At 46.2% G+C, this 23,294-nt stretch carries 15 protein-coding genes, 1 tRNA gene and 1 pseudogene; 4 read left to right on the forward strand and 13 right to left on the reverse strand.

Translation table 11 applies throughout. The features are described from left to right. Window positions 1–63: 63 nt before the first annotated feature. From dacB to AADZ70_RS05265, 3 genes are all read right to left on the reverse strand, one after another. Window positions 64–1,539 (reverse strand): D-alanyl-D-alanine carboxypeptidase/D-alanyl-D-alanine-endopeptidase, encoded by a 1,476-nt coding sequence (dacB, locus tag AADZ70_RS05255; RefSeq protein ID WP_342007834.1) that lies wholly within the window; start codon window positions 1,537–1,539, stop codon window positions 64–66. 19 nt (window positions 1,540–1,558) lie between these two features. Then, window positions 1,559–2,527 (reverse strand): aldose 1-epimerase, encoded by a 969-nt coding sequence (locus tag AADZ70_RS05260; RefSeq protein WP_064778112.1) that lies wholly within the window; start codon window positions 2,525–2,527, stop codon window positions 1,559–1,561. Window positions 2,528–2,642: 115 nt separating this feature from the next. Then, window positions 2,643–4,031 (reverse strand): MATE family efflux transporter, encoded by a 1,389-nt coding sequence (locus AADZ70_RS05265; protein ID WP_045926207.1) that lies wholly within the window; start codon window positions 4,029–4,031, stop codon window positions 2,643–2,645. A gap of 228 nt (window positions 4,032–4,259) precedes the next feature. Here AADZ70_RS05265 and AADZ70_RS05270 point away from each other — a divergent pair, with 228 nt between their 5' ends. After that, window positions 4,260–4,802, forward strand: a complete 543-nt coding sequence (locus AADZ70_RS05270) for an IseA DL-endopeptidase inhibitor family protein (RefSeq protein ID WP_045926206.1) — start codon at window positions 4,260–4,262, stop codon at window positions 4,800–4,802. 349 nt (window positions 4,803–5,151) lie between these two features. Here AADZ70_RS05270 and AADZ70_RS05275 read toward each other — a convergent pair. From AADZ70_RS05275 to AADZ70_RS05285, 3 genes are all read right to left on the reverse strand, one after another. Then, window positions 5,152–5,224: transfer RNA gene (locus AADZ70_RS05275), tRNA-Arg, on the reverse strand. Between the two features lie 39 nt (window positions 5,225–5,263). Then, entirely contained in the window at window positions 5,264–5,809 is a 546-nt protein-coding gene (locus AADZ70_RS05280) for a site-specific integrase (protein WP_045926205.1), read from the reverse strand. A gap of 315 nt (window positions 5,810–6,124) precedes the next feature. Beyond that, the gene (locus AADZ70_RS05285) at window positions 6,125–6,355 is read right to left on the reverse strand and encodes an excisionase family DNA-binding protein (protein WP_016936555.1); all 231 of its coding nucleotides are present in this window, start codon (window positions 6,353–6,355) and stop codon (window positions 6,125–6,127) included. Between the two features lie 243 nt (window positions 6,356–6,598). On the opposite strand from AADZ70_RS05285, the gene ggt reads away from it, so the two are divergent. Next, entirely contained in the window at window positions 6,599–8,374 is a 1,776-nt protein-coding gene (gene ggt, locus AADZ70_RS05290) for a gamma-glutamyltransferase (RefSeq protein WP_342007835.1), read from the forward strand. A 46-nt stretch (window positions 8,375–8,420) separates the two neighbouring features. Here the strand turns inward: ggt and AADZ70_RS05295 are convergent, their stop codons facing one another. From AADZ70_RS05295 to AADZ70_RS05310, 4 genes and pseudogenes are all read right to left on the reverse strand, one after another. After that, window positions 8,421–9,596 carry an MFS transporter gene (locus tag AADZ70_RS05295; protein WP_064778072.1) on the reverse strand — a complete coding sequence of 392 codons (1,176 nt, stop codon included), beginning with the start codon at window positions 9,594–9,596 and terminating at the stop codon, window positions 8,421–8,423. Window positions 9,597–9,736: 140 nt separating this feature from the next. Next, window positions 9,737–10,039: a metalloregulator ArsR/SmtB family transcription factor gene (locus tag AADZ70_RS05300; protein ID WP_045926203.1), complete on the reverse strand. Its 303-nt coding sequence runs from the start codon at window positions 10,037–10,039 to the stop codon at window positions 9,737–9,739. A gap of 31 nt (window positions 10,040–10,070) precedes the next feature. Continuing rightward, complete coding sequence (thrS, locus tag AADZ70_RS05305) at window positions 10,071–11,999, reverse strand: threonine--tRNA ligase (RefSeq protein ID WP_342007836.1); 1,929 nt, start codon at window positions 11,997–11,999, stop codon at window positions 10,071–10,073. Between the two features lie 641 nt (window positions 12,000–12,640). Then, window positions 12,641–13,502, reverse strand: a pseudogene (locus AADZ70_RS05310) (LysR family transcriptional regulator). A gap of 118 nt (window positions 13,503–13,620) precedes the next feature. On the opposite strand from AADZ70_RS05310, the gene AADZ70_RS05315 reads away from it, so the two are divergent. Further along, window positions 13,621–14,601, forward strand: coding sequence for a zinc-binding dehydrogenase (locus AADZ70_RS05315; protein ID WP_342007837.1), 981 nt, complete (start codon window positions 13,621–13,623; stop codon window positions 14,599–14,601). Between the two features lie 397 nt (window positions 14,602–14,998). Here AADZ70_RS05315 and gltD read toward each other — a convergent pair whose 3' ends face one another. Then, entirely contained in the window at window positions 14,999–16,480 is a 1,482-nt protein-coding gene (gene gltD, locus AADZ70_RS05320) for a glutamate synthase small subunit (RefSeq protein ID WP_045926200.1), read from the reverse strand. Window positions 16,481–16,496: 16 nt separating this feature from the next. Continuing rightward, on the reverse strand, window positions 16,497–21,056 hold the full coding sequence (gene gltB, locus AADZ70_RS05325) for a glutamate synthase large subunit (protein WP_342007838.1): 4,560 nt from the start codon (window positions 21,054–21,056) through the stop codon (window positions 16,497–16,499). A gap of 145 nt (window positions 21,057–21,201) precedes the next feature. Between gltB and AADZ70_RS05330 the strand changes: the two genes are divergently transcribed. Continuing rightward, on the forward strand, window positions 21,202–22,104 hold the full coding sequence (locus AADZ70_RS05330) for a LysR family transcriptional regulator (protein WP_016936565.1): 903 nt from the start codon (window positions 21,202–21,204) through the stop codon (window positions 22,102–22,104). A 58-nt stretch (window positions 22,105–22,162) separates the two neighbouring features. On the opposite strand, the gene proB is transcribed toward AADZ70_RS05330, so the two are convergent. Further along, a complete protein-coding gene (gene proB, locus AADZ70_RS05335; protein WP_016936566.1) occupies window positions 22,163–23,281 on the reverse strand; it encodes a glutamate 5-kinase in 1,119 nt (372 codons plus the stop codon). Between the last annotated feature and the right edge of the window lie 13 nt (window positions 23,282–23,294).

The following is a 23,294-nucleotide window of genomic DNA, read 5'->3' on the forward strand; positions in this document are numbered from 1 at the left end:
ATAATAGCAATATAATATTCGTTTTCCATCAAAAAAAGCCGGATCCTATAAGGATCGGCTTTTTTATTGATTTGCCAGCACAACTGCGATTTTGTCTTCAATGTCTTTTCCGTCATCTTCGTCAAGCAATCCGTTTTGAAGCACGGAAAAGATAAGCGTATCCCCTGTTTTTGTTTCCGCATAACCGGCGATTGAACTGACTGATGTTAGTGACCCTGTTTTCGCTTTAATTTTGCCTTCTGCAGGAGTATTCTTCAGCCGGTTCCGAAGGGTGCCTCCCGTCATTCTGTCACTTGCACCGGCGACAGGGAGCGAACGAAGGAAAGCCGGGTACCATTTTTCTTTCTGAACGGCATACAAAAGCTCTCCGATTTGGCCGGCGGATACGCCGTTAATATGAGAAACGCCGGAACCGTCTCTGGCAATCAATTCATCCGGATTCAGCCCGAACGATTTGAGCTCCGATTTCATCACGTCCAAACCCTTTTCCCAACTGCCCTCGCCTTTTTTCACTTTCCCCATTTCCTTGATCAGAATTTCGGCGTGGCCGTTGTTGCTCAGTTTCATAAACGGAATCAATAATTTTGAAAGAGGCATGGATGTCCGTGATGTGACTAGCTTAGTGTGATGCGGCACGCGCCCGGTTTTGACCTTCCCTTTTACTGTGATCCCCTGTTTAGTAAGCGCTTGTTTCCATAAATCTAATGCATAGGACGACGGATCCCACACTGCCGCCCATTCTCTTGCCTTTGCCGCGCCCGCCGGCATGGTTCCCTTTATCGTAATCACATTGCCCCCATGCTCCCGTTCAACCGTCAAATCTTTCTTTTCATCAGAAGCGGCGGTTTTCACTTCATTTTTCACACGTACGACGTCCGTATGGGGAGAAATCGTAATACGCGCCTTTTTACCGGGCTGTTTCGCCGGGCTGATTTCCGCAATCACCGTTCCGGTATCATAATCCTCATTCGGTGAAGCGGTAAGAGCTGATACTTGCGCGCCATAATATTGGCCTTCATCGCTCCACGGAAGATCAACTGAATACCTGATATCGTCATACCGTGAATCATCCCCGACCAGATCTCCTTGAATGACACGGATGCCTCTGGCTTTGACTTGTTTAGCCATCTTCTCAAAATCAGAAGCCAATAGGGTCGGATCGCCACTTCCTTTGAGATAAAGGTTTCCGCGCAGCTGTTTTCCTTTCACGGCGCCGTCTGCCCGTACTTCTGTTTTAAAGGTGTAATCTTCTCCAAGAACGGAAAGCGCCGCAGATGCCGTCAGCAGCTTCATCAGTGATGCAGGCCTCAGTCTCATATCTTCCCGGCTGCCAAACAGCACCTCCCCTGTTTTTGCCGATCGGACACTGACGCCTGCCGCGGCGCCCTTTAAGGCAGGTTCTTCATTCAGAATGTGTTCCAGCTCTTTTTGCAACGCATTTTTTTGTTCGGCCGCTTGGGCGGAATCATCAATATAAGGAACGGCGGCTATGACCAAAAGGAGAAACACCGCGGCCAAGCGTTTGACATATGTTTTCAATGTTATCCCCGCCTCTTTCTTATTCTTCGTCATGCAAAATGGTGATCCGGGATGACGCGGCCGCTTCTTCGCCCGGTTTCAGTATCTGAAGCCCCGTCAGTGATGCAGGCTGATTCAGATTAAATGCATCTGTAACGGAGGTATAAGGCTCAAGACTGACAAACCCTTGCTTTCCGTCACCGTTATATACCACCCAATGCTTGAAAGACGTGTCTGCCTGATACAAAACGGATAGCTGCTCATCAGGATGATAAATAACAGCTTCGTTATTGCCGCCATTCCGTCCGGAAGAAAGAAAAACATCGTCAAACTGCTTATTTTTCAAAGACATTCCGTTACGGAACGCTTCTTTATCAGGCACATCCAATAAACGGCCCGTCGGCACGAAACGTTCATTTAATTCCCACATGCGGTCAGCCGTCAGAAAAAGACGTGATCGCTCTTCATTGAAAACAAAAGTTGAATGATAGCCCAGTCCCCAAGGAAAAGCCTCCGTTCCTTTGTTGATAATCAGCGCCCGCTGCGTAAACACATTGTTTTTTAATGTATAAGTCATCCGGACAATGACATCGTGCGGAAATTGTTTATGGACACGAGGAATTTCTGTAAGATCAATTTCTGTTTCGACTGTCAGTTCATCCGCCTCTTCTTTCGCCGCTGCCAACTTCCAATGCTGGTTGTGAAGAAAGCCGTGAATATGATTATGTTTATCCTCTTCGTTTATGTCAAATTGATACGTGCGGCCGTCAAAACGAAACGTCCCGTCCGTAATCCTGTTCGGCGGGAATAAAACGGGAATACCGTACAGCATCGGTTTTTCGCGAAATTGTTCCGCGGTTTCCGCTTCTCTCAGAATCTGCATACCGGTTCTTTTATCCCGGATCGCAATGACATGTGAGCCCCATTCCGGCACAATGATGCATTCAGCCTGTTCAGTTTCCGCTTTTACGGCCGAAGCCCCTAAATAAGTCGTATGTTCAATCGTCATAAGCACCTGCCCTTTCCTTGTTTTCTAGCATGTATAGGAATTCCATTTTCTAAACTCATTTTCCTTCCCTGAAAAAAACATCGCCCGTATGAACTGAGCGATGTGCGGTAAAACCTTATTGAATCAGCCGGGTAATCTGTTTTTTCTTCCATACAAACCGGTAATACCCGTACTGCAGCAGCAGGCTGATGACAAAAGCCGCCGGATAACCGACCCAAATGCCGAGAATGCCGAGTTTCGTGTAATGAGATAGTATAAAGGCGATAGGCACCTCGATTCCCCAAATCGCAAAAATGCTGATAACAGTCGGCCATAATACTGTACCGCTCGCCCGCATTGTCGCTGAAACGATCTGAGCGTGACCGAAAATCAGATAGCTCCAAAGTGTAATCATAATAAGATTGCGGGCAATATGAAGCGTATCCTGATCGGTTAAAAACAAAGCCAGTATCTGCCGGGAGAAGGTGTAAATCAGCACAATCAAAACCCCGCCGATCAAATAATTCAGGCCGATGCCGACTTTGATGACCTGCTTCAGCCGGCCGAATTGATTGGCTCCTATGGATTGGGCGGCAAAAATTGAAACGGCGATACCGAGGCTTACCGCCGGCATCTGCACATAACTCGCCACTTGGTTGACAACCCCGTAAGCAGCCGTCGCATTTGATCCGTAATGATTCACAAAAGAGATGACCGCGATTTCAGAAAGCGATACGAGAATCATATTGATGCTCGACGGAATACCGAGCCGCAGTAAAAGCGCGAGCAGCTTTTTGTCCATTTTAAGAGAGCGGAACGCAGTCCGATCAAATGCAAGCGGATGCTTCTTTTTCCGCAAATAAACCATCAGCACGATAAATGTCACGATGTTTGAAATGACCGTTGCATACGCTGATCCGTAAATGCCGAACTTCGGAAGCCCGAAAAGTCCGAGAATCAATAAAGGCAAAAGCCCGATGTTAATGACCGTACTGACGATTAACGTATAAAACGGGGTCTTTGAATCTCCCGTTCCGCGTAAAAATGTTGTATAAGCAAAATATAAAAACATCAGCGGCATCGCGCAAAACAGAATGCGCGCATATCGGACACTGACATCTATTACGTTTTCCGGTGTTCCCATCAGCCGCAAAATATCAAGCGTAAACACACTGCCGACAACTGCCAGAACAATACCGAGCATAAAGGTAAACGTCAGCGTAGTGCCGACAATCGCTTTCATTCTCTCTTCGTTTTTCGCGCCGTAAGCCTGCCCGATCAGAATGGAACTTCCTGAACCGATTCCGATTGTAAAGGAAATCAGCAGGAAAAACAGCGGAAAAAAAGACGATACAGCGGCAAGCGCATCGACTCCGAGCCACCTTCCGACAAACACCATTCCGACCAACTGGCCGACAGATTGCAATACGTTGCTTAATAGCAGCGGGACTAAAAATAATGACATAGACCGCCAGACAGACTGGCCAGGGCCTTCCGCTGTCTCCAGATTATCTTGTACCTCCATATGTAGGACTCCTTTTTTGATTTTCTTCCATTTTATTATTCAGCAGACAGCTTGTAAAAACCTTTTGTTCAATGAAACTCTTTATCTTTTTCTTCCGTCTTACATGGAAATAAATCATAAAAATAAAAAGTGCGGAAAATATTTCTGAAAAGGTATTGTAATCTTACCGTAATTATTGTAACATTTGTAACATAAGAGAAAGAGATTCGTTGAAGGAGAGATTAAATCATGAAAAAATGGCTATTATTCCTTACTACTATTACATTGATTCTATCACTGGGCACTGCGGCGACTGCCAAAAATACGCCTAATGACCTTACACAAAAACAAGCACTTCAGCTGGCTCTGTCAGCAAGAGAACATTTTTGGAACACCATGAGCGGAGGAACGCTTAAGTCTAAAGCAAACTGCACATCCGAGCAGTTCGAATATCAAAATCTTCAATATGTATTCATGTGCAAAGAACTCGGAACAAAAGCGAAAGCCGTAAAATATCTGACACCCGCTTTTACAAAGCAGGCGATTGATAAAGGGCTTAAAGAGTACCACTTCACTGTAAAAGACGGCAAATTGGCTGTTCCGGTCGGCGACGGAGATAACCTCCTGAATTGGAAAAAAGCAAAAATGACCCTTCTTTCTAAAAAAGGAAGCGTCCAAACGTACCGCTTCACTGTACCGACTCTTGACGGTTCTCCGTCAGCAAAACGCGACGTTACATTCGTAAAAGAAAACAACGTTTGGAAAGTCAATCAATTTGATGCTGTTATATAAAGAAAAGCCCGCTTTTAGCGGGCTTTTTTGAATGATGCAATGGCGTGGAAAGGCTATTCATGTCACGAAATATTTAGAGCATATGAGGGATTAATTATTATTTGAGTGTAATTTAAAAACTACGTGAAGAAGATACCCAAAACACCCTTGATTTATTTGAAAAAAAGCCTGACGTGAAAACACCTGTATAGAAATCTGCAAAAAATGTGCAAATAAAAATAAAATCGCATCGTTTTTCAGCGGGTTCTCACAAAAATAAAAAGCTTGCAAAAACGACAAAAACCCTTGTTACACAAGGGTTTTTCTGTTCTACCGACATTATTAATCTGCACCTATCTTATGCCGAAAACGCTCTAGGAGAGATTCGAACTCCCGACCTGCAGTTTAGGAAACTGCTGCACTATCCGCTGTGCTACTAGAGCCTGCTTATATAGTAACGCTGGCGGCCGTTTTTTTCAAGCCTACAGCCCGCCGAACACTTTATAAGCCGCTCTCGTCGTATCCTCATCTATTCCGATATAACGCATCGTAATAGACGGAGAAGAATGATTTAATATCCGCTGGAGTTCGGCAATATCTTTCGTCCTTTGATAAAAATGATACCCGAACGTCTTTCTCAGCGTATGCGTCCCGATCTCCTCCAATCCGCACGCAGCAGCTGCTTCTTTTAATATTCTGTATGCCTGAATCCGCGAAATAGGCTTATTCGTCCGTTTCGATTTAAACAAATAGTCATTCTCTTTCATATCTTTTGTATATGCGTATATGTCGGCCTTTAGAGATTCCAATATCAGAATTTTTCTTTTCTTTCTCGTTTTGCTCTCGGTCGCCCATACATGATCTTTGTTTCTGACATCCTTCACGCGAAGCGGCAGAACATCAGAAATCCGCAGTGCACTGTTCATGCCGAAAATAAATAAAAAATAATCACGTTCACTTTTCTTCATTAAATACTGTTTGACTTCCTGGATCTTCTCCAAACTTCGGATCGGCTGTACGATATGCATCAAAAAACCCCTTATAATTGGTAAAGTAACATATTGAGCATTATGTTACTATTATAGCTGAAACCCATTGAATGATAAAGGATAAAGCCTCTTATGTAACATAATATACATAGTGTTACATAAGGAGAATAAGATACCCGTTTTCAAAAAGATCCCCAAAAACATCGTTTATATCCCCGTGACGGGATTTTGAGGAATCGGAGTCTCTTAGTATTCAAAAAAGAAAACAGCGCCCTTAAAACGAAATCTGAGCATCCGATTTTTTTGTGAACTGCTGATGAAATGCAAAAAAAAGACACAATATGAAATTGTGTCCTAATCTTCGTCTTTTACATCAATGTCTTCAGGGAGCGGTTCATTTAAAAACTCTTGTATCATTTCTTTATATTTCTCCAGCTGTTCAAGATGGGTTTGAAATTGTTCTTTGTTGATTAAATATTGCTGCCCGTCATGGACCGCTCTTATTTTATTCGTCAAAATAAGATTGTGTACATATTCTTCAGGAAGACTGGTAAACTCCGCTGTCTCTTTAATGGTTAAATACATGGCTCACGTTCCTTTCATATGTCATGTGAGTGAATTCTGTTTTGTTTATTGTAGCTTATTTTTTGCCTTAATGCTTGTTTCACAGCTTTTTCTGTCCGGTTTCCCATTTATCCCATTTCCGACTGATTACATTCACACAGAAACCCCGGCTTTTTGCACACCGGACTATTCCGTTTGTCACTTGTGAAAACAGCACATTTTACTTACTCTATAATTGTAAGCGGAAAACAAAGGAGGCAGACTATGAAAAAGAAAAAGTTTATGAATCTCTGTTTTATCGTTCTGCTCAGTACTTTGCTCGCAGCCGGAAGCATCCCTTATCACGCTCAGGCTAAGAAACACCCGTTTTCCTATGATGACTACAAACAGGTAGATGTCGGCAAAGACGGCATGGTCGCCACCGCCCATCCTCTCGCTTCACAAATCGGTGCCGACGTGCTGAAAAAAGGCGGCAATGCAATTGACGCCGCGGTGGCCATTCAATTTGCATTAAACGTAACCGAACCGATGATGTCGGGTATCGGCGGCGGCGGATTTATGATGGTTTATGATGCGAAAACGAAAGACACCACCATTATCGACAGCCGGGAACGCGCACCGGAAGGCGCAACCCCGGATATGTTCCTGGACGAAAACGGCAAAGCCATTCCTTTCTCTGAGCGGGTTACAAAAGGGACTGCAGTCGGTGTTCCGGGAACATTAAAAGGACTTGAAAAAGCGCTCGACAAATGGGGCACCCGCTCCATGAAACAACTCATCACCCCTTCCATTAAACTTGCCTCAAAAGGCTTTCCGATTGATTCGGTTTTAGCTGACGCCATCTCAGATTATAAAGACAAATTATCACACACTGCTGCAAAAGACGTGTTTCTTCCAAACGGAGAACCTCTGAAAGAAGGAGACACACTGGTCCAAAAAGACTTAGCCAAAACATTTACAGCTATTAAGTACAAAGGCACAAAAGCGTTCTATGACGGAGCATTCTCCAAAAAGCTCGCGGAAACAGTGCAGGAATTCGGCGGCTCAATGACAGAAAAAGATATTAAAAACTTCAATGTAACGATTGATGAACCGATCTGGGGAGATTACCAGGGCTATCATATCGCAACTGCTCCTCCTCCAAGCTCCGGCGGTGTTTTCCTGTTGCAAATGCTGAACCTTCTGGATGATTTTAAGCTTTCCCAATATGATATCCGTTCTTGGCAAAAATATCAGCTTCTCGCAGAAACAATGCATTTGGCTTATGCTGACCGCGCCGCATTTGCCGGGGATCCAGAATTCGTCAACGTCCCTCTCAAAGGTCTCTTGAATCCAGATTATATCAATGCCCGCAGACAGCTGATAGATATTAATAAAGTGAATAAAAAACCGAAAGCCGGTGATCCTTGGGCTTATCAGGAAGGCGCTGCAAACTATAAACAAGTCGAACAGCCGACTGATAAACAAGAGGGTCAAACGACTCACTTCACGGTAACCGATCGCTTCGGCAATGTTGTATCTTATACAACAACGATTGAACAGCTGTTCGGTTCCGGCATTATGGTTCCCGGATATGGCGTTGTTTTGAACAACGAATTAACAGACTTCGACGCGGTGCCGGGCGGCGCAAATGAAGTGCAGCCGAATAAACGTCCGCTAAGCAGCATGACTCCAACCATTTTATTTAAAAATAACGAACCCGTCCTGACTGTCGGCTCCCCCGGCGGAGCAACGATTATTTCTTCCGTTTTGCAAACGATCCTGAACAAAGTCGAGTACGGTATGGATCTGAAAGCGGCGGTCGAAGAACCGAGAATTTACACAAACAGTATGACGTCCTATCGTTATGAAAAAGGAGTGCCGGAAGAAGCCCGCGCAAAACTGAACGAAATGGGGCATAAATTCGGCAGCAGTCCGGTTGATATCGGAAACGTGCAAAGCATCCTGATTGATCGTGAAAACGGCACCTTCACCGGCGTTGCCGACTCCAGCCGAAATGGAGCTGCAATCGGCGTAAACTTGAAGAAATGTGAAAAATAACAAGACAAAAAGCCTCATTTCTCAAACTGAGAAACGAGGCTTTTGTTTATTCGGCACTGTATTCGGATGAGGTTTTTTCAGACATTAACAACATAAGTGAAAGCACGCCGCACATCGCAATGACAACACCGCCCGCACCAATCCATGTCACTGACGCAAGAGACAGATGAGTGACAACAACGCCCCCGATACCTGCCCCGGCAGCCATAGCCAGCTGCATCATAGACTGGTTGAGGCCAAGTAATACACCTGATGATTCCGGCTCCATCGTTGCCAAATGATATTGCTGAGCCGGCCCGGATGACCAGGCGGAAAAGGACCAAAATATAAGCACTGCCGCCGCTCCGGCAGCGGAATGTGTAACAAAGGGCAATAACATGAGCATGATAGCATGAAGCGCCATTCCGCCGGTTAATGTGACACGCGCCCCCCATTTGTCTGCACTGAAACCGCCTGCTTTAGAGCCGGCAAGACTTGCAACCCCGAAAATAAGGAGCAATGTGCTCAGCATTCCGCTGCTGATATGAGTAACGTTCAGTAAAAACGGCGAAAGGTACGTATACGCAACCGAATAGCCTCCAAGCCAAAAAAACGTGATGGCCAGGCCGACAGCCACTTTTCGTTTCTTCAAAAAAGAGAGTTGCTGAATGAGCGGCACGGGTTTATCTCCTTTTATCTCAGGCAGCGCGAAACGTATAATCAGCATGGCAATGATTCCGAGTGCCGCAATACCGGCGAAAACCATCTTCCAGCCGAAAGCTTCAGACACGGTTCTTCCGATCGGCACACCGATAATGAGCGCCGCCGTAAATCCCATAATGACTGTCGCAAGAGAGCTTGCCTGCTTTCCCGGAGGAGCAATTTTTGCTGCAATCGTAAGCGCGGTTACCACCACGGTTCCCGCTCCAAGCGCCATGATCACCCGGGCTCCCGCAAATAAGCCGAATCCCTGCACAAGGAAAGAAATGATATTTCCGATAACAAACAGCCCCAGAGCATAGATCATAAGCTTCCTTCTGTCCAGCCTTGCTGTCAGGACCATCACGACGGGCGTTCCGATTGCATAAACGAGTGAAAAAATTGTAATCAGCTGCCCTGCCGCTGCCACAGTGACGCCCAAAGAACCTGCAATTTTATCAAGCACCCCGGATATCACATATTCAGAGGTCCCAACTAAAAAGCTGATAATCGCTAAAATATAAACCTTCCATGTATTTTGCATCTGATACACTCCTTCATTGATGATTTATATAAAGATATATTGTGATATATCGATATAATAGATTATAAACAGAAACAAATCGCAATATGTCGATATGTAATCAGAAAAAGAAACTGAATCCCTCTTCAAAGGATTCAGCCCTACATTTCGCGCTGAAAATAATCGGCCATCGCCTTTATCGCTTCTTCATCTCTTTTATAATAGGTATATTTGCCGATCCGTTTCGTTTGGATAAGGCCCGCCCGCTGAAGGATGGAAAGATATTGAGACGCTGTTGACTGTGTCATCTGAAGCTTATCGGTGATCTGACTCACACATACTCCGATTTCATTCATATCAATGCCATCATGCGGGGCGAAGTGATGGTCCGGCTCTTTCAGCCATTGTAAAATCTCAAGCCGGGACTCATTAGACAACGCTTTAAAAACATCAATAGGTTTCATACGTTTTATTATATCGTGATTTTACGATATGTCAATGCCGATTTACTTGAATCTCTTGTTTTGTTTCGTTTATGATTCGGGAAACAAAATCACTCACACTCTCTTCGAATGTGTCTTCCCGTCCGTATTGTCTTACCTGTACAGATTGATGGCGGCACTCGTGATCCCCCACAACAGCAATATACGGTATTTTTTTCATTTGAGCTTCTCTGATTTTATACCCGAGTTTTTCATCGTGCAGATCAAGCTCAGCCCTGATACCCGCTTTCTTCAGCTGCCGGTGCGCCTGTTCTGCGCAGTCCCGGTGTGCGGTATTTGATACCGGGATGATTTTTGCCTGTACCGGAGCAAGCCATGACGGGAACGCTCCCCCGAAATGTTCGGTTATGATTCCGAAAAATCTGTCAAGAGATCCGAATACCGCCCGATGAATAACAACAGGACGGACTTTTTGATTTTTTTCATCAATATATGTTAAATCAAATTTCTCCGGCATTTGAAAATCGAGCTGGACAGTAGCGCATTGATGGCTTCGATTCAGCGCATCTTTTATATGAATATCAATTTTCGGGCCGTAAAATGCGCCATCCCCCCGATTAAATCGAAAACGATATCCCTGTTCTTTTAATACTTTCTCTAATGCGCTCTCCGCCCGGTCCCACAAATGTTCGCTTCCCATGTAATTGTCCGGTCTTGTTGACAGCTCAATATCATAGGAAAAACCGAATGCGGTGTACACCTCGTGAATCAGCTGAAGCGCTGAAGTAATTTCGCTCTCGATCTGATCGGGCGTTACAAAAATATGCGCATCATCCTGGCAAAAGGACCTGACGCGAAGCAGGCCATTGAGCGCCCCGCTGAATTCGTGACGGTGCACCTGGCCGAATTCAGCCATCCGAATTGGAAGATCGCGATAAGAACGAAGCTTTTCTTTAAAAATGAGCATGTGGCCGGGACAGTTCATCGGCTTTAACGCGAAGCGCTGATGATCGGCTTCTGAGAAATACATATTCTCTTTATAATGATCCCAATGGCCTGATTGCTCCCAAAGACGCTGGTTCATCATCATAGGTGTGCGCACTTCCTGATAATGATAAGCATCCTGCTTTGAACGCAGAAATGATTCAAGCGTATTTCGGATGAACTGACCGTTCGGCAGATAAAAAGGCATACCCGGCGCTTCTTCTGAAAACATAAAAAGCTGTAATTCCGCTCCCAATTTTCGATGATTTCTCTTCTCCGCCTCTTTTATCAGCTGAAAATGCCTGTTCAGCTCCTTTTTTGAAGAAAATGCCTTCCCATAAATGCGCTGCAGCATTTTTTGATTGCTGTCGCCCCGCCAATAAGCCCCTGACACATGAGTGAGCGAAAAAGCTTTTATCTGACCGGCAGACGCCAAGTGCGGCCCCCGGCATAAATCAATGAAGTCGCTCTGTCGGTAAATACTGATTGTATCCTGCTGCGGAATATCGGCTAAAAGCTCGAGCTTCAGCGGCTCGTGAGCAAACAGAAGCTCTGCCTCTTCTCTGGAGATTTCTTCTCTGATGATTTCCGGATTTTCAGAAATGATTCGGTTCATCTCTTTTTCAATGACGGCCAATTCTCTCTCTGTAATCGTTTCATCCATGTCAAAATCATAATAAAAGCCATTTTCAATAACGGGACCGATCCCTAAACAGACCTTCGGATACAGACGTTTTACCGCTTGCGCCAATACGTGCGCTGCTGTGTGTCTCATCACTCCCAGCCCTTCTTCAGATTGAAAACTGCACAGTTCAATTTCAGCATCTTCATGAATGCTTCTTCTAAGGTCATATAACGATCCGTTTACCTTGCCGGCGGCTGATGTCTTTTTCAAAGCCGGACTGATTGATTGGGCGATCTCTTCTAACGTAACGCCTTTTTGGTATTCTTTTTGTTTCCCGTCAGGAAAAGTAATGACAATGTGCGGTTTCTTCACGGTCTGATCTCTCCTTTATTTTTAAGAAAATAAAAACACACTCATCCCAAAGCAAGGGGCGAGTGTGTGTCAGACCCGCGGTTCCACCCAAATTCCCGCCACTTCAAGCGGCGGCTCATTGTTGCCGTAACGCGGCTGTACGGTATCGGCTGCTTTCGTTCACCGATACAGCTCAAAAGGCGGTAAGCCCATTCTTCGTGCCGGGAAGGTCTCAGACTTGCCTTCCCTCTCTGTATGGCCGGTTCGAACGACTCATGTCCTTATCATTGCTTTTTTCTTATATCAACATAAAAACACACTCATCCCAAAAGAAGGGACGAGTGTGTGTCAGACCCGCGGTTCCACCCAAATTCCCGCCGCTTCAAGCGGCGGCTCATTGTTGCCGTAACGCGGCTATACGGTATCGGCTGCTTTCGTTCACCGATACAGCTCAAAAGGCGGTAAGCCCATTCTTCGTGCCGGGAAGGTCTCAGCCTTGCCTCCCCTCTCTGTATGGCCGGTTAAAATGACTCATGTCCTTATCATTGCAGATTCTTTATCCGAAAAAACTTTCTTTTATTATACATAAAATTTCGGGAAAAGAAAGTTTTTTTAAAAAAATCGGTAAAAAATTCGGCATATTCTGCTGTCCTGTTACGTCATCATCCATTCGGTAACGCTTTTAATCCATTCAGCAGTTCTTCAAACGCCGATGTCAAAAATAAATCACGCCGGTAGATGAATGATATATTCATATCCCGAAAACGTTCAGGGAGCTGATGATGAAAAAGATTTTCCCGGTTTTTAAAATAACGGGCGGCTGACGCAGGCAAAAAGGAAACACCCAACCCTGCCTGCACCGCTCCAATAATGGCTTCCAGCGTTCCGAATTCAATGATTTTATGTGCAGGCACTGCTTCCTCTTTCAATATGTTTTTTATTTTACGGCGGTGCGAACAGCCGGCGGCAAAAAACAGAATCGGCTCTCGCAGCAGGTTTTGCAAGCTGCCTTCCCGCACATTTGAGACCACGATCAATTCTTCTTGGAATACGGCGGATTGTTTAAGGTCTTCGTGTTCGACCGGCCCATAAACAAAAGCCCCGTCCAGCTCATACTGCAGGACGCGCTGCACTAAGGTATGTGTATCACCGGTTGACAGTGACAGCTGTACTTTCGGATATCGTCTGCAATACTCCGTGAAAAAATGAGGGAGATGGACGGCTGCCGGTTTCTAAAGAACCGATGCGGAGCGGGCCGTTCGGATGCCCTGCCTCTTGCGCATTTTTTTGCGCCTCATATAGCAGCTGCAGAATTCTGTCTGCATCTTTCAATAAGCTTTCACCTGCTGGCGTCAGCGTCATTCCCCGATTCGTCCGGTAAAACAGCTGTGTTTGCAATTGCCGTTCCAGCTGCTGAATCCGGTTTGTCACATTTGATTGAACATAATGCAGACTTTCCGCCGCCTTTGAAATACTGCCTTTTCGGGCGACAGCCTGAAAAATCTTTAAGTCTCCGCTTTCCATGTAAGGACACCTTCTTGCTATGATTTTTATTGATAGCCGGCTATCAATTTTCCTTCATTTACTGCAGCTGTTACAGCCTGTAAAATTTTTCTCATCAACCATAAAGGAGAGAAAAATAATGGATGCCATTATCATACACGAAAATAGCTTTCATTTCAGGCAGATACCTGACAAACATCCGGGGAACGGAGAAGTCAAAATAAAGCTGAAAACAGCCGGATTAAACCATCGCGATTTATTTTTGATGAAAAACCAAGAAACCGGAAACCGTGAATTTATTCTCGGTTCAGACGGCGCGGGAATCGTAACTGAAATAGGACACGGCGTCCGTTCTCATTTACTGCATGCGGAAGTCATCATAAACCCGGTGCTGAATTGGAAGACTGTTGAGGATGTACCAGCCGTCCCTGATATTTTAGGCGGTCCAAGCGACGGAACTTTTTCACCTTATGTCATCGTTCCTGCAGAAAATGCCATTGTAAAACCCGATCATCTGACATGGGAGGAAGCGGGCGTGCTGCCGTTATCAGCATTAACCGCTTATCGCGCCTTATTTACAAAAGGACAATTGAAAAAGGGCGAACACCTTATCCTTCCGGGCATCGGGAGCGGCGTGGCAACATACGCCTTACGAATGGCAAAAGCAATCGGAGCGACAGTCAGCGTCACCTCCCGCAGCGAAAACAAAAAACAGACCGCACTGTCATACGGTGCAGACCGGGCAATTGACAGTTACGGCGACTGGAATGAAGCGCTGAATGGCCAAAAAGCAGATATCATACTTGACGGTATCGGTCCCGCTTTATATCAACACTACCTTGACATTATGAAACCGAATGGCCGGATCGTAACATTCGGTGCCAGTTCAGGTGATCAGCTCGGATTTCCTATTCGCTCGCTGTTTTTTCCGCAGATTCATATTCTCGGTACATCAATGGGAAGCAATGAGGAATTCGCGCAAATGCTGGAATTGATAAAACGCTGCGGCATCCGCCCCATTATCGACCGTATGTACCCTCTTAGAGAAGCAGCAGATGCCATTAAGAGAATGCAAGAAGGACGGCAGTTCGGCAATATCGGCTTTCATATAGATGTCTAAAAAGAGGAGCGGTCCCCTCCGTTCTGACATACTCTTGATATATTTCTATCAAAAATATAAAAAAGTGTTTTCCCGGTTTTTAAAACTTTTCGATGATACAGCCACACGACGGGTAAAGTGCCCGTCAATAAAATGCACAGCAAAAGTGTCTTTAAACGGCGCCGCCCGAGCTTGCACAGCGCTTCTAGATATCTTTTGTCAGCACAATCCTTGAAGTAACGTTTTGCGGCAGCTATCAAAACAGGCCTTCTAAACGTTCACCGATTTGAAACTGCTGAACGGAAGAACAAATCATACGGCGCTCTGTTTCAGAAAGCAGATCATGCTGACAGTTCAGTTCCATGACATATGAAAAAACCGGCTGAGCCCAGCCGGTTCTATAATTAATCCCCTTTATTTACGGTAAAACAGTGCTCCCCATTAAATAACTGTCGACTTCGCGCGCTGCTTCCCGGCCTTCATTAATCGCCCATACAATCAGGCTTTGGCCTCTTCTCGCATCCCCTGCGGCGAAAACACCGTCAACATTCGTTTTATAATCCCCATATGCCGCCTGAATTTTATGATTTGCCGAATCGACACCAAACTGCTTCAATAATGGCTGTTCAGTTCCTTCAAAACCGATGGCGATAAACACCAGCTGAGCAGGCCATACTTTCTCCGTTCCGGGCAGTTCATGAAATTCATACTTACCGAATTCATTTCTGACTTTTTCCATTTGGATGGTGTGGATCTCTTTTAAGCGGCCTTGCTTATCGGCCACCATTTTTGTCGTCTGAATTGAATATTCTCTCGGATCTTTGCCGAACTTTGCCTGTGCTTCTTCATAGGCGTATTCAAGGGTGAAGACGTGCGGCTGTTCAGGCCACATATTGTCATTCGTGCGCGTCTGAGGAAGTTTAGGATGTTTCCCGAACTGATGCACGCTGCGCGCTTTTTGGCGCAGCGCGGTTGCTACGCAGTCAGCTCCTGTGTCTCCCCCGCCGATCACGATGACGTCTTTCCCTTTAGCGTCTATGAATTGTTTATCTTTGAAGTTGGAATCTAAGTAGCTTTTCGTCGCCAGTGTTAAATAATCCATTGCGTAATGGACGCCTTTTGCTTCCCGGCCTTCAATCAGCAGATTGCGCTGCTTTTGGGCGCCTGTGCACAAAATGACGGCATCAAATTGTTCTTTGAGCTCATCAGCCGTTATGTCAACGCCGATTTCGGTATTTGTCACAAAATCTATACCTTCCTGCGTCAAAAGCTTAATACGGCGTTCGACGACATTTTTCTCAAGCTTCATGCTCGGAATGCCGTACATCAGCAGGCCGCCGGCTCTGTCAGCACGTTCATAGACCGTTACGGAATGACCGGCTTGGTTCAGCTGATCAGCGCTTGCCAGACCTGCCGGGCCTGAACCGACGACAGCGACTTTCTTACCTGTGCGTTTCGCTGGAATTCTCGGCTGAATCCATCCGTTCTCAAAACCTTTGTCAATGATCGTCCGCTCGATGTTTTTAATTGAAACAGCCGGATCTGAAATGGCCAGTGTACAAGATCCTTCACAAGGAGCGGGGCAGACCCGCCCTGTGAATTCAGGAAAGTTATTCGTTTTCAGAAGGCGCTCCAGTGCTTCTTTCCAGCGCCCCCGATAGACGAGGTCATTCCATTCCGGTATTAAATTATAAATCGGACATCCGGATGTAAAACCGTTAATATCAGCGCCGATTTGGCAAAACGGTGTGCCGCAATCCATACACCGCGCCCCCTGCCGCTTTGACGCTTCATCTGAAAATGGAGCCGAATACTCTTTCCAATCTTTTAAGCGAGTGAGAGGGTCCCGCTCAGCCGGTTTTTCTCGTTTTTCTTCCATGAATCCAGTTGGTTTCCCCATGTTCCTCTCCCCTTTCTTACTGCACTACCGCTTGTTTTTGATCTTTGGCCGGCGTTTGGTGAGCCTTTGTGTTGGCTTCAAAAGCATACATAATGGCGTCTTCTTCTGATAAACCCGCCGCTTTTTGTTCTTCGATGCTGAGGAGCATTTGTTTATAGTTTTTCGGAATGACTTTGATAAAGGTCTCTGCGGCGTCTTCCCAATGATCCAGGAGGTCTGCGGCTTTTTTGCTGTTTGTCAGCGCCGCATGCCGTTTGACCATCTCTTTTACTTCTCTGATCTCCGTTTCATCCGTCAGTTTTTCAAATGAAATCATTTCCATATTGCATTTGCGTTTAAATGTTTTGGCATCATCGCTCAGGACGTATGCGATACCGCCTGACATCCCCGCTCCGAAGTTTTTGCCGACTTCACCGAGGACGACAACCCGGCCGCCTGTCATGTATTCACAGCCGTGATCTCCGATACCTTCTACAACGACATTGACTCCGCTGTTGCGGACCGCAAAACGTTCACCGGCGCGCCCGTTAATGTACGCTTCCCCGCTTGTTGCTCCGTAAAAGGCGACGTTCCCGATAATAACGTTCTCATGCGTTTCGCAATTGAAGGCATCAGGTGCTTTCACGATGATTTTTCCGCCTGACAGCCCTTTTCCTACGTAGTCATTTGAATCCCCGGTCAAATGAAGCGTCATCCCTTTAGGGACAAATGCGCCGAAACTCTGTCCGGCTGATCCGGTGAAATGGAGCCTGATCGTATCATCCGGCAGTCCTTCCGCTCCGTAGCGCTTGGAAATTTCACTTCCCGTCACGGTTCCGGCTACGCGATTTGTATTATTGATCTTGATTTCCGCTTCCGCTTCCTGACCGGCTTCAATTGCAGCCTGCACCGCCGGAAGAATTTCCGTCATATCAAGTGACTGACCGATTTTATGATTTTGCGCAGTCCGGAAAGTGCGCACGCCTTCAGGCTGATACAGCAGCGTGGACAAATCAAGCTGTCCCGCTTTCCAATGCGCTTTTGCACGTTCGCTGACATGAAGAACGTCTGTGCGGCCGATCATTTCATCCAGCGTTTTAAAACCTAACTGCGCCATATATTCACGCACTTCTTCCGCGACAAACAGCATGTAGTTTACGATATGATCAGGATCGCCCATAAACTTTTTGCGAAGCTCCGGATTTTGCGTCGCGACACCTACAGGACATGTATCTAAGTGGCAGGCGCGCATCATGACGCAGCCTAGAACGACGAGCGGCGCTGTGGCAAAGCCGAATTCTTCCGCGCCTAGCAAGGCGGCCATCACGACGTCGCGCCCTGTCATCAGCTTACCGTCCGTTTCCAATACCACGCGATCCCGTAAACCGTTCAGCATCAGCGTTTGGTGTGCTTCTGCAAGACCAAGCTCCCACGGAAGACCTGTATGTTTAATACTCGTTTTCGGTGAAGCACCCGTTCCGCCGTCGTACCCGCTGATGACGATGACATCCGCCGTACCTTTTGCCACACCGGCCGCAATCGTGCCGACGCCGGCTTTTGACACGAGCTTGACGCTGATTCGCGCGTTTCGATTTGCATTTTTCAAATCATGTATCAGCTGAGCCAGATCTTCAATTGAATAAATGTCATGATGAGGAGGCGGTGAAATCAGCCCGACACCTGGTGTAGAACCGCGGACATCCGCGACCCAAGGATATACTTTGTTGCCCGGAAGCTGGCCGCCTTCTCCCGGCTTCGCCCCTTGCGCCATTTTGATCTGCAATTCATCCGCATTGACGAGATAATGGCTTTTTACGCCGAAACGGCCGGATGCGATCTGTTTAATTGCACTTCTTCTGTCGTCGCCATTTTCATCCGGAATAAAACGTTTCGGGTCTTCTCCGCCTTCTCCGCTGTTGCTTTTTCCGCCGAGCCGGTTCATCGCTATTGCCAAAGCTTCATGCGCTTCCTTGCTTAATGAACCGAACGACATCGCCCCTGTTTTAAAACGTTTCACGATGGACGCAGCTGATTCGACTTCTTCTAATTTTAAAGGTTTGCGGTCTTCTTTGAATGCGAACAGATTACGTAAAAATCCGATTCGTTCTTCATCCGCTGCATGAGAATATTGCTTAAACAGGCTGTAATCATTCTTGCGGCACGCCCATTGCAGGGTATGGATGGTTTTCGGATTGAAAGCGTGGTGCTCTCCCCCGTTTCGCCATTGGAATTCACTACCCGGCTCAAGAGTTTGGCTGTAATCATCCTTGTAAGCCGCTTGATGACGCTGTTTTGCTTCTTGCGCGATCGTTTCGATATCAATTCCGCCAAGCTGGGATGCAGTTCCCGTAAAGTATTTGGAGATGACGTCTTCACCGATGCCGACCGCTTCAAAAATTTGGGCGCCCCTGTAACTTTGCACAGTTGAAATCCCCATTTTTGACATCACTTTCACGACGCCTTCTGTCACGCTCTTTCCGTATTTGCTGACAGCTTCTTCATACGAAATATCAAGCCGTCCTTCATCGATTTCCTGCTTATACGTAGCATAAGTCAAATACGGATTGACAGCATCGGCCCCATATCCGATGAGAGCCGCAAAGTGATGAACTTCGCGCGCTTCGCCTGATTCAACGATAATGCTTGCTTTAGTACGCAGACCTTGACAGATCAAATGCTGATGCAGCGCACTGACGGCCAAAAGCGGCGGAATCGGCGTCAATTCTTTACTCATTGCCCTGTCAGATAAAATTAACAGAGATACGCCTTCCTTGATCGCTTTTTCCGCCTGCTGAAACAAATCCTTCAGGCCTTTTTCCAGGTCATCGGAAAACAGCGTGCGGATGTTCTGGCTCTTAATGTCAGGATGCACAAGTGTTTTCAGCGCATAAAACTGTTCGTTAGATAATACAGGAGTGTACAGTTTAATGCGGCGGGCATTTCTTTCACTCGGATGCAGCAGATCGCCTTCAGCTCCGAGCCATGTCACCGTGGAGGTCACCAGCTGCTCGCGGATCGCGTCAATCGGCGGGTTTGTGACTTGCGCAAACAGCTGTTTAAAATAATGAAACAGTGATTGGGCACGATCGGATAAAACGGCGAGCGGCGAGTCATTTCCCATGGAGCCGAGCGGGTCTTTGCCTTCTTTAATAACAGGAATTAAATATTTCTGAATATCTTCATACGTATAGCCAAATGCTTTTTGCCGGACGAGAAGATCATCGAATTGTTCCTCTTCCCGGATTTCCGGATCAGGATTCACTTGAACCAATTCCTCTTCAAGCCATTTTTGATACGGGAATTCATTGGCGATTTCCGTTTTTACTTCTTCATCTGAAATAATCCGGCCTTCCTCTAAGTCAATGAGCAGCATTTTTCCGGGTTCCAGGCGTTTTTTATGAAGAATGTTTTCCTGCTCCACTTCAATAACGCCCACCTCAGATGAGAAAATAATATGGTCATCTTTTGTCACATAGTAACGTGCCGGACGAAGGCCGTTACGGTCAAGGATGGCGCCGATTTGTTTACCGTCCGTAAACGAAATGGCAGTCGGTCCGTCCCACGGCTCCATTAAAGAGCTGTGATATTCGTAAAAAGCCCGTTTCGCTTTAGACATGTGAGTGTTTTCGGTCCATGGTTCCGGGATCAGCATCATTGCCGTATGTGCCGGCTTCCGTCCCGCCATCACGAAAAATTCAAACGCATTATCAAGAATGGATGAGTCACTGCCCTCAGCATTTAAAATCGGCAGCACTTTATGAAGATCGTCTCCGAAGCTTTCTGAAACAAACTGCTGCTCTCTCGCCCGCATCCAATTGATATTGCCCCGGAGCGTATTGATTTCTCCGTTATGGATCAGATAGCGGTTCGGATGGGCACGTTCCCAAGTAGGAAAGGTATTTGTGCTGAACCGTGAATGTACGAGTGAAAATGCAGATACGAAGGTTTCATCCTGCAAATCCAAATAAAAAGCGTCAACCTGCTCAGGCGTTAACAAACCTTTATAAACGATAGTCTGGCTTGACAGGCTTGCGAAGTAAAAATCAAGCTGTTTCTGAACACCCCAATTTTCAGCCTGCTTCCGGATGACATACAGTTTGCGTTCAAAAGCAAGGCTGTCTTTCAAATCGTTTGCGGCACCGATAAATACTTGGCGCACGTACGGGCAAGTACTTTGTGCCACTGTTCCGATTTTTCCGACATTAACGGGGACGGTTCTCCAGCCGAGAACGGTCTGCCCTTCCTGCTCAATGAATGCATTCACCTGTTTTTCGATCTTTTTTCTTTCCTCTTCATTTTGCGAGAAAAAGACCATTCCTACCCCGTAACGGCCTTTTTCAGGCAGCTTCATTTCTCCGCACTCTTTCTTAAAAAAAGCATCAGGGATCTGAACCATCAGGCCGGCGCCGTCTCCCGTATTCGGGTCACTGCCCTGTCCTCCTCTGTGATCCAGCTGGCAAAGCATCTGCAGTCCTTTTTTCACAATGTCATGTGAAGGTTTCCCTTTTAAATGGGCATACAAGCCGATTCCGCATGCATCATGCTCAAATTCCGGACGGTAGAGACCTTGTGCTTTCGGCATTTGATTGTAAGTCATAATTCCTCTCCCCCGATCAGTTTCCGTTAATTATCGGTCATAAAATCTGACAACTTTAAATTAATTGTAAGTTTTCAAAACAATATAAACAATATATAATTTAGATCAAATACATCTCAAAATGAGATAGATAGGTGTGAACGCAATGGAATTACGCCAGCTTCGGTATTTTATGGAGGTAGCAGAACGGGAACATGTGTCAGAAGCGGCTGATCATCTTCATGTCGCCCAATCTGCCATCAGCAGGCAGATTGCAAATCTTGAAGAAGAGCTGAAGGTCACTTTATTTGAACGGGAAGGCAGAAATATTAAGTTAACGCCGATCGGCAAACAATTTTTAGAACATGTTAAAACAGCGATGAAAGCAATTGATTACGCGAAGGAACAAATCGATGAATATCTTGATCCTAATCGCGGAACCGTCAAAATAGGATTCCCGACGAGCCTTGCAAGTCAGCTTTTGCCGACAGTGATTTCAGCATTTAAAGAGGAGCACCCGAACGTTGAGTTTTTGCTCCGCCAAGGATCTTATAAGTTTTTAATTGAAGCCGTAAGAAACAGGGACATAGATGCGGCGCTTCTCGGCCCCGTTCCGACGGAATTTCCCGACATAACAGGCAATATCTTATTCACAGAAAAGATTTACGCGCTTGTTCCGCTGCATCATCCGCTTGCCAAACAAAAAAATATCCATTTAATTGATCTGCGCGGCGACCAATTTGTTTTATTTCCTGAAGGATTTATTCTCCGCAATATGGCGATTGACGCTTGCAGACAGGCAGGCTTTGCGCCGCTTGTATCAACGGAGGGCGAGGATTTAGATGCCATTAAAGGATTAGTCTCCGCAGGCATGGGCGTTACTTTATTACCTGAAAGCACCTTTGCTGAAACCACACCTCGGTTCACGGTCAAAATTCCGATTGAATTCCCTCAAGTGAAGCGCACCGTAGGCATTATTAAGCCAAAAGGCAGAGAACTGGCTCCGTCTGCGAATGATTTCTATCATTTTGTCATTCAATTTTTCTCCAAACTTGAACAATATCAATAAAAACAAACCCGAGCTTCAAAACGAAGCCTCGGGCTTTGCCATGTTTTATTGATTTTTCTCAGCCGATCGGGATGGACAGTTCAACGTGGCAGACAAACGCTTCCGGATCGATGACTGATTGACCGGTCTGTTTATGCGGCGTTTCTTTATATGTCTTCAGCTGAGCTGAGGAATAATTGACGATGCCGAGCCCAAGCTCTTCTCCCTGCTGATCAAGCAGTCTGACAACCGCCCCGCTGCTGAATCTGCCGTTAATCTGTTCGATATCCTGCGGTGACAGCGCCACATTTCCGTTCGCTATATCGCGGCTGCTTTTCTTCTCCATCACAATCTCGCCTTCGGGGCCGGAATTAAATGCAAGCCATTGTTCTTTGTGGTTTAACGGGAGGGTTCCTTCCGCTTCAAAATAAGTTCCTTCAGCCGCCTCTTCTACCGCTTGAAGCAGAATGTCCGGGGCGTTAGCCTGCCCGAGGAAACCTTTAATACCGGAGGCCATCACAATTTTAAAAGCATCCAGCTTTGAACGCATTCCGCCGGTCCCTATCTCACTCCCGGCATCTCCCGCGCTTGCTTCTATTTCCGGGGTGATGTCACTTACATGTCTGATTCGTGCCGCTTCAGGGTTGCTGCGCGGATTATCATCATATAATCCGTCGATATCTGATAAAATCACAAGCATGTCGGCATCAATTAAGCCTGCGACCTTTGCCGCGAGTGTATCATTATCACCGAATTTCAGCCGATTGACTGTGACGGTGTCATTTTCATTAATAATCGGAATAATGCCTCGTTCCAAAAGGACATTCATCGTATTGCGGACATTATGATAGCGGTATTCATCAGAAAAGTCGCTTCTTGTAATTAAAATTTGTGACGCGACATAACCGTGCGCTAAAAACAGCTTTGAATAAGCTTCCATTAATAATCCCTGCCCGATGGAAGCAGAAGCCTGTTTTTCGGGGAGGCTTTCCGGTTTCTGAATAAAGCCGAGCTTCCGATAACCTGCCGCCACTGCGCCGGAAGATACTAAAATCACTTCATAACCGCTGTCTTTCAGCTGTGCGATTTGATCCACCAATGTCTCCAGTTTTCTTCTGCTGATTTCTCCGTGCAGGCTCGTCAGTGAGCTGCTGCCGATTTTCACCGCGACTCTTTTGATCTCCGTCCGAGACGTCACTGTATCACTCCTG

This window comes from Bacillus sp. YBsi01 (assembly GCF_038406745.1).
Taxonomy (GTDB): domain Bacteria; phylum Bacillota; class Bacilli; order Bacillales; family Bacillaceae; genus Bacillus; species Bacillus siamensis.